This window comes from Burkholderia sp. YHN3-13, assembly GCF_055810675.1.
Genome location: NZ_JBVVNQ010000049.1, coordinates 1 through 8,194, shown reverse-complemented (window position 1 = coordinate 8,194; position 8,194 = coordinate 1). Strand labels below are relative to the sequence as shown.

Annotated in this window: 5 protein-coding genes and 2 pseudogenes; 5 read left to right on the top strand and 2 right to left on the bottom strand. The window is 58.7% G+C overall.

Features of this window, described 5'->3' with window-relative positions:
- Both istA and AC0KUR_RS37525 read right to left on the bottom strand, forming a co-directional pair.
- The coding region (gene istA / locus AC0KUR_RS37530) for an IS21 family transposase (protein ID WP_473377356.1) at nt 1–1,430 on the bottom strand (1,430 nt) is incomplete at its 3' end.
- 251 nt (nt 1,431–1,681) lie between these two features.
- Nucleotides 1,682–2,232 (bottom strand): annotated as a pseudogene (locus tag AC0KUR_RS37525) (recombinase family protein).
- Between the two features lie 438 nt (nt 2,233–2,670).
- On the opposite strand from AC0KUR_RS37525, the pseudogene AC0KUR_RS37520 reads away from it, so the two are divergent.
- The 5 genes and pseudogenes from AC0KUR_RS37520 (at nt 2,671) to AC0KUR_RS37500 (ending at nt 7,475) form a co-directional block, all read left to right on the top strand.
- Nucleotides 2,671–2,973 (top strand): annotated as a pseudogene (locus AC0KUR_RS37520) (H-NS histone family protein).
- Nucleotides 2,974–3,030: 57 nt separating this feature from the next.
- Nucleotides 3,031–3,291 carry an energy transducer TonB family protein gene (locus AC0KUR_RS37515; protein ID WP_473377355.1) on the top strand — a complete coding sequence of 87 codons (261 nt, stop codon included), beginning with the start codon at nt 3,031–3,033 and terminating at the stop codon, nt 3,289–3,291.
- A gap of 141 nt (nt 3,292–3,432) precedes the next feature.
- Entirely contained in the window at nt 3,433–4,581 is a 1,149-nt protein-coding gene (locus AC0KUR_RS37510; protein WP_226159407.1) for a DUF2827 domain-containing protein, read from the top strand.
- 370 nt (nt 4,582–4,951) lie between these two features.
- On the top strand, nt 4,952–6,892 hold the full coding sequence (locus AC0KUR_RS37505; protein WP_226159410.1) for a putative bifunctional diguanylate cyclase/phosphodiesterase: 1,941 nt from the start codon (nt 4,952–4,954) through the stop codon (nt 6,890–6,892).
- A 286-nt stretch (nt 6,893–7,178) separates the two neighbouring features.
- Nucleotides 7,179–7,475, top strand: a complete 297-nt coding sequence (locus AC0KUR_RS37500; protein ID WP_226159408.1) for an H-NS histone family protein — start codon at nt 7,179–7,181, stop codon at nt 7,473–7,475.
- Nucleotides 7,476–8,194: the final 719 nt, after the last annotated feature.

Sequence of the window (8,194 nt, the reverse complement as noted above, 5' to 3'; positions counted from 1 at the left end):
CCCTTGTCGAGGATGCCCTTGACGGTGCGGTACTTCGGGCTGCTGAAGGCGAGTGCGCGTTCGCAGGCCGCTTCCAGCCGTGCGTCGCCGACCTGCTCGCGCAGCCGGATGAGGCCCTGCGCGCCGCGCAGATTGACGAGCACCGTGTCGTTGAACAAAGCAAGGATCACGCCAAGGCACGATGGTCCGATTTCCTTCGCGCGCGCCAGGCACCACTGCGGATCGTGCTCGAGCCAGGCCTGCGCTTCGGGCGGCTGATGGTCCCGGACCGTGTGGCGACCACCGGCCCGTTGCCGCGGGTGGGTCGCGACGAGCTGATGCTGGTGGTACAACTGGATGACCGTGTCAGTCGCCTTCAGCCAGAGGGGCTTGCCGACCAGTGCATACGGCGCCGAGTACAGCGCGTTGCGGTAAACGACGTGGCCGTCGCGGTGGACGCTGACTTCCTTCCAAACGGAGATTACCGGCGCCACGTCCGGCAACGCGGCGAGCAACGGGCGCTCGACGCCGAAGCGCGCGAGCGGCTGCTCGTGGGTCGTGCCGTGCGTGCGCGTGCCGGCTTCCTGCAGGACCCACTCACGAAGCTGCCGATTCGCATCGGCCAGATCCCGGAACTCCCGCAGCGGCACGAAGGACTTCTTGACGTATTTGACGCCCGACTCGACGACGCATTTCTTCTGGGGATCGCGTGGCGGACAGGCGTCGATCTTGAAGCCGTAGGCTTCGGCAAGCGCCGCGTAGGAGCGTTGTACAGCCGGATCGTACCGGCAGGCTCGGATGATCGCGCACTTCGCGTTGTCGATGATGACCCGAGTGGGCCGGCCGCCGAGCCATTCGAAGGCGCGCCGGTGGCAGGCCAACCACGTCTCGACGGTTTGATCCAGCACGATCTCGGCATACTGGTGACGCGACCAGCACAAGGTCATCACGAAGATCCACGTCCGAACCTCAATGCCTTCGGCGCTCAGCACGGGCCCGGCGCCGAAGTCGACCTGCACCGCGTCGGCCGGCGCGAACTCCAGGATCGTCGTGGCAGCCACACCGCGCTCGGCCACGAGGTGTCGCACCATGCGCTTCACGGCGCTGTAGCTGCCGGTGTAGCCGTGGTTGCGTCGAAGTGCGGCGTGGATCGTGGTGCCTTGAACGCTTGCGGTGAGCCAGTCACGCATCTGCTCGCGAAACGGCTCCACCGTTGACACGCAGGCGCTCGACAGATGCGGCGTGCGACCGAAGACCCCTGCAATTACCGTATCGGCCGGCAACGGTTGCGCGGGATCGAGCCAACCTCGTGTCTGGGCTTCGCGGCGCACGCTCGTGAGCTTCTTGCGCCCCATCAGTCCGCCGCGCGCGATGTCGCGGCCGGAGTCGCCTTGCCGCATGCGGACAAGGACTTGGCGATACTCAAACAATTCGAACCTCCGATTGGCCATGGACGCTCCGTTCAAAAAGAACAAAGCGTACCGACTAGGAAAGTTCGAACCGCGCCGTCGCTCCCGCATTACTGGCGCCTATGTGCCGCCCCTCGGGTGGCTCCAATATGCCGACCCGGGGCCGGCGCCATTACGCCGCCCCTGGATTGGCTCCATATTGCCGAACCGTGACAGCCGACATGGGGCAGGGCATTTGCGCAATTGGCGGGGCGACAGAGAGGCCAAGGCTAATGACTAGGCGGGAGGCGCTATCAAGTCGATCGGTCCGGGATCCTGCGCAAACTCCTTGGCCGCAAACCGTAGCGCGAGGCGACATCATCGATGGGTTCGCTCCCGGGCAGCTTTTTTGCTTCGCTGATTTGCTGCGCATCGAGGGCGGGAGGACAGCCAAGTCTCGCGCCGCGGGTTTTGGCTGCTTCGAGTCCAGCCTTTGTCCTATTGCTGATCAGGGCGCGCTCGAAATCAGCCAAGGCGGCGACCATGTGAAATATGAACGTGCCGGCAGGTGGGCCGGTATCGATCGCTTCGTTCAGGGAGGCGAAATCGATACAACGGGCGCGCAGATCATTCATCACGACCAGCAACTGGCCAACGAGCGGCCAAGCCGGTCGAGTCGCCACACGACAAGGGTGTCGCCGGCTTGGCATTCATTCAAGGCGCGCTGAAGTCCGGGGCGCTCAAGGCGAGCACCGGAGAATCCACTGTCCGTAATGATGGAATCGCAGCTGTCGGCGCTTAAGCGCCAATATCTGCAAGTCCAGATTCGTTCGTCCGTCGAGACTCTTGCGTATCTGATTCTCACGAATTTACCCGTTGAGGAACGCCGGAATTTTTATAAAATTCGGCTATTTATGGAGATTTAACGTTTGCGGCTGGTAATTCGGGTTAGCGCAGGTTGCCAAGTGAAAAATGCTCGAAGCCAATGGGTCGTTGCGATGTCGAGATAAATTGTCTGAGGATATGGTTCTATAACAGAATAAATATGCGCGAATAAAATGTCGGATTGTTGATTTAAGTCAATTTCGTCACGCCGCTAGAGTCACTGTAAGCGGGATATTGTCCACACTATCAAAGTGGTTATTTAAATCTAGCACTGCCAAATGTTTTTTGTTAAACTTCGTAATATAAATGTGTATTATTAAGTTGTGGATTGTGTGCCGATTATCGTAAGTTTTTTTGGCGAAATGATATGATGGGTAAATTTTCCTAGCCTAACTATCAGAGGAATTGCTTTTCACCTATGGCTACCTACTACGAACTGAAGGTGCAAGCAGAGGCGCTGGCACGCCGGACAGAAGAAGCGCGACTCGCAGAATTGGAAAGGATCATCACCTCAATTCGCGAACAAGTTGCGTAATACGGCATCACCCCGGATCAACTCTTCGGGCGCCGGCATGCTGCAGCGTCGAAAGCGCGCGAGCCGGTCGCGCCGAAGTATCGTGCCCTCGAAACTGGCGCAACCTGGAGCGGTCGCGGCAAGGCGCCTCTTTGGATTTCGGGCACCAAGAACCGCGATCGTTTCATCATTTCGGCCGCGGAATAACGCGACAAAACTACTGCTGCAGGATCGAGTGCCGTCCGATTTTCATCAGTGAAGAGGATGTATATGTCGCTCATCGATCGCATGTTGTCTCGGGCAGTCCCGAGATCGGTGGAGACTCGCCGGAATGTCCTGGTGCGGGTTTGGCTCAATGAAGAAGGTCGTGTTCGCGATTTAAAAGTGCTGCGTAGTTGCGGTGATCCTGCACGTGACGAACGCGCGCTTCATGCGATAGCTGACAAACGATTTCCGCGTGGCCAACTCGGCTCGGGAGGAAAGATTTCACAGCGGTGGCACGACATCACATACCGCGGGGATTGAGGTGTCGACTCGGCTGAGCGTTTCGACTGTTCAGTCACGTTCTCGGGCTATCCGTCGTCCTCGCCGGGAGTACCCGCGTCCGCATGCCTCGCCCAATTTTGATAGCGGGATCTACGTAGGGGGACAGCCCTCCATTTTTCGATGATTACACTTACTTCCCTCAATGGCCTGCGGATTGGCATCACGATTGGATTGCGTGCCCCCGACGAAAGCCTGTGGATCAACGGCATCAAGCAGAACGCGCTGTTCCTCGCGAAAGTGCTGATGGCGTCGCCGCACGGCTACCGCGTGACGTTGGTCAACACGACCGATGTTCCGCTAACCGATGCGCTGCCGTGGGATCGCAGCGTGTACGACACGCGCGCGTTCGCCGACATGAAGGACGCGCTCGACGTGGTGATCGAGCTCGGCGGGCAGATTGATGGTGAACAGACGGCTTACCTGAAAGCGCGCGGTGTAAAACTGGTGAGCTATTGCTGCGGCGTCGAGTACATTAACGCGATGGAATCGATGCTCTTCGGCCGCCGGTTATGGGATTCGCTGTTTATCAACCGCGGCTACGACGAGGTGTGGGCGATTCCGCAGATCGCGCCGTCGTCGCTGCCGTTCCTGCAATCGCTGCGTCGTTGCCCAGGGCGCGTTGTTCCGTTCGTGTGGGATCCGATGTTCTTGACCGAACGCACGCGGTCGCTGCCTGGGCACGGCGAATACCGGCCGCGCAGTCAGTCGGGCAAGCGGCTCACGGTCATGGAGCCGAACCAAGATGTCGTGAAGTTCTGCGTGTATCCGATGTTGATCATCGACGAAGCGTATCGGCGCGACCCCGACGCGATCTGCTTCACGCACGTGACGAATGCCGATCGCCTCGCGCACGACAGCCCTGAATTCGTAATGCTGATGAACTATCTAGACATCGTACGAGCTGGCAAGGCTGCCTTTGTCGGTCGCTTCGACACGCCCGACTTTCTGGCCACAATGACCGACGTTGTCGTCTCGCATCAGTGGGCCAACCCTCTCAACTATTTCTACTTTGATGTCTGCTGGCAGGGTTATCCGCTCGTGCACAACGCGAACCTAGCCCCCGATCTTGGCTACTACTATCCCGACAACGACGTACAGCAGGGCGCCGACGCGCTCTTGCGTGCCCTGCATGCGCACGATGACGACTGGGAAGGGTATATCGTCCGCCAGCGCGAGACCTTAAGGCGCTACTCGGCTGAAAATTCTGCCCTTGTGGCTGCATATGACGAACTACTTCTGCAGTTGACTCGCAATTGCGATGGGAAATAGCCTTCACTGTCCGAGAGTAGTCGATAACGCACAGGGACCCGCGTTAGGTCGTCAACTGTCGCACGCCTCTTCGAATGCGCGTCGTATCCCAACGAAAACGGTGCCCCAACAATCAAACCCGGATGCGCGCCAGGCGCCCCCGGGATCAATTTCCGGTCAGGCATCGCCTCTTCAACGATCGGAGCGCCGGCATCGGACGCGATCCAACATCGCGTCCGACGTACGCTCGGATTCTAGACGGTAAAGTTATATAAAAAGTATGCGAGGGTGACCAAATATGAGCCACGCACCTCCCGCGGATACGTCGCGGTCCTTGGAGTCGTCTTCGCCTGACGCGTCGCAGCTGGACGAGCTCGTCCTTGTGGACCAGATGAGCTCGGTGCGGCGCAGTGTACTGATCGCCATTCCGGTCAACATGCTGCTTGGGTTCACCAACTTGTTAGTAGCGTTCGATCACCATCGGTATCGGACTGCCATGTTGTGGTTCGGTGTGTCGACGCTCGTCAACATATGGAGAATCCATCTTTGTCGCCAGCACGTGGACGGCGTAGCGATATCCGGCATTTACGTCTCGAGAAATTCTGATTCCCGCAACCCGATATCACTTGTGGCTCGGCAGTTGCGCAGGTTCTCGTTCGGCGCACTGATGTCGGGCTTTGTCTGGGCCGGCGTCCCGCTTTTATGCGACGGCTATACGTCGTCCTCAACCCTCTTTTACCTCACCGTTGTTTGCGGCGTAACGGCGGGCGCGGTGACACATGGTACCGCCTACGCACGCGTACCGCTCGCGTTCATTACGCCCTCCCTACTGTCCGTCGTAGCGTGTCTGCTGTATCAAGGCACCTTTGAGCGATATTGTCTGGCGGCCACGGTGCTGCTCTATCTGCTGGCACTATCGCGCAGCGCCGTTGAGAGTGAAGCGGCTTTCCGGGAGGCTAGTAGCGCGAAGAATCAGGCGACATCGCTGGCCCGGTCATTGGAGGCGGCGCACTGCCAGGCGCTGTCGACCCAGAAACAGATGCAACATCAGGCATGGCACGACCACTTGACGGGCCTGCTCAATCGGACTGGATTCATGGTACGGGCTGCGCAGTATATGCCGGCGGCAGGCAGATCCGCATGTCTCATGATGCTCGATTTGGACGGCTTCAAGGTTGTCAATGATGTCTATGGCCATCGCGGCGGCGACGATGTCCTGGCCGAGGTGGGGCGCCGCCTCACGGCTCATCAGCCCACAGATGCACTTGTTGCGCGGCTCGGCGGCGATGAATTCGCGATTCTCTACGTCCCAGAACTGGTCGGCGAATCGCCGGAGTCGCTCGCGCAGCGTCTGATCGATAACGTTCCGGTCGACATCAAGGACGCAAAGTGCCTAGGCGTCAGTATTGGTATTCATATCTCCGCATCCATGGATCTGACGGACATGCTGCTTTGTGCCGACGAGGCGTTGTATGCCGCGAAGAAGCAGGGACGGAATCGCTTTCGGGTTTTCGATGGCTCATTGCGCATCCGGCTCACTACCCGCTGTGCCATCGAGCGTGAGCTCCCGCAGGCAATGGTCAGTGGCGAGTTGGATGTGTTCTTTCAGCCGGTCCTGCGCGAGGGTGGGGTACTATTGGACAGTGTTGAGGCGCTGCTGCGATGGGAGCACCCGAAGTACGGGCTGATTGCGCCATCCGACATCGTGTTCATTGCGGACACATCTGGTCAGTCGGAGTCGCTGCTGAAGCATGTGTTGAGCCGGGTATCACGTTTGATGGCTCGGTTGCAGCGCGTAGGCCTGGGTCACGTCAGAGTTGCGATCAATCTGTCACCGCGAAAGATCGCACAGATCCCGGTGGACTACATCGCGCTGGACTGGCTCGCTGCCGCCTGCCTGCCTGCCACAATGCTGGAAATCGAGGTCACTGAGGAAACCACAGCCGACATCGATATTGTGCAGTCCCGTCTAGAACGGCTTTCAATCGCAGGAGTGCGTATTGCGGTTGACGACTTCGGTGTGGGATTTTCGTCGCTGTCAACATTGCATCGCTCATACGTGCGCAAGGTCAAGATCGATCGGTCGCTTATTAGCAACCTTTTCACCGGAAATCATATGTTGGTCGAAGCGATATTGAAGCTTGGTCAGCTACTGAAGATCGAAGTGGTCGCGGAAGGTGTTGAGCGAGAATCTGAACTGCAGGTGCTTCGCTCACTCGGCTGCGATATGATGCAGGGCTTTTATCTAGCGATGCCAATGCGGGAAGACGAACTCTTTAAGTGGATCTCGCTAAGCATGCCTGAGGGCGGCCGACAGAGGGCCTGTCAGTAATTTCGTGTTCAAGGCATATGATGCTCTTACACGTCGAAAGATCGATCGTGTCAATTATATAAGCACTGGTTCGGAACGCGAATTTAGCGACTCTCCCAGAACAATGCGCAACTAGGACCAGCACGGTCACGGGCCCTAGTCACGATCACCACGCATTCCGCTGAGGCGGCCCCTTTTGCCATCCGCAGGAATATAATATGTCTGTCGTGTACAGAGGGTTTGCATCTACGCTCCAAACCGTCTCGACCACTGGCCAACCTTCTAAATCGGAGTTTCCTTCACATACATGGCTACCTATCTCGAACTGAAAGCTCAGGCAGAAGCACTGGCGCAGCAAGCGGAAGAAGCACGGATTGCCGAGCTGGAAAGTATCATCGCGACGATCCGTGAGCAGATCGCCGAATATGCCATCACGCCTGAGCAACTTTTCGGACGTCGGCGCGCTTCTGCGTCGGGCACGCGGGCACCGGTCGCGCCGAAATATCGCGACCCGAAAACGGGCGCAACCTGGAGCGGGCGTGGCAAGGCACCTCACTGGATTGCAAATGCGAAGAGCCGCGACCGGTTTTTGATTGAGCAGTGAGCGGCATTGATGGCTTGATGCCGTCAACGCTACATGAGGGAAATTACCGGGCGATCTGCCGCAAACGGACGGCCTTGGCTGCCAAGGCGATGGGACACGGCGGGGTAATTGCACAAGTTGAGATGCTCGTCAAGGGTGGATGGGCTACCTTCGCCTGTGACGGCCTCGAAGTGTGGAACTGCAGCGCGCGGTACGCCGCCGCGCGCTTTGGTATCCAGCCTGCCTAGGGGATCCGCATATGAGCGAGCTTGTGTAAATTGCGCCCGGCGTTGTGTTCTTATCCGATGTGCTTGGCGCCGAATGGGCGCGTAAGTACGGGCCGCACGACGGGAACACGCAGCCTGCGAATCGGAAGCGCCTGGCGGTGACGATATCTCTCGCTTCTTCCGATTCCGGAAATTAGCGGAGCGAGCCCTCCTATTTCTGCGCGACATACGCCCGGGAGTGCAGGTAAGCCGCGTCCGTTCATTGCCTATTCTCGTTGAATTGAGCATTGCCCGACAACTAATCCAGGAGATTTGGGCAAGTTGCCGTTAGTCTGTATAGGCCGTAACTTGCCCGTCAACCGTCAGCACCACATGTTCTCCAACAGCCGGGCATCAGTGCCCCGGCACGCGGATACGCACGAGCACGTCGCGATCGGCATCGAGGCGTGCGAGCACGTCGGCATCCTGGCCCGCGAACTGCGCGGCTTCGACGCGCGCCGTCCGGCCGCGCGC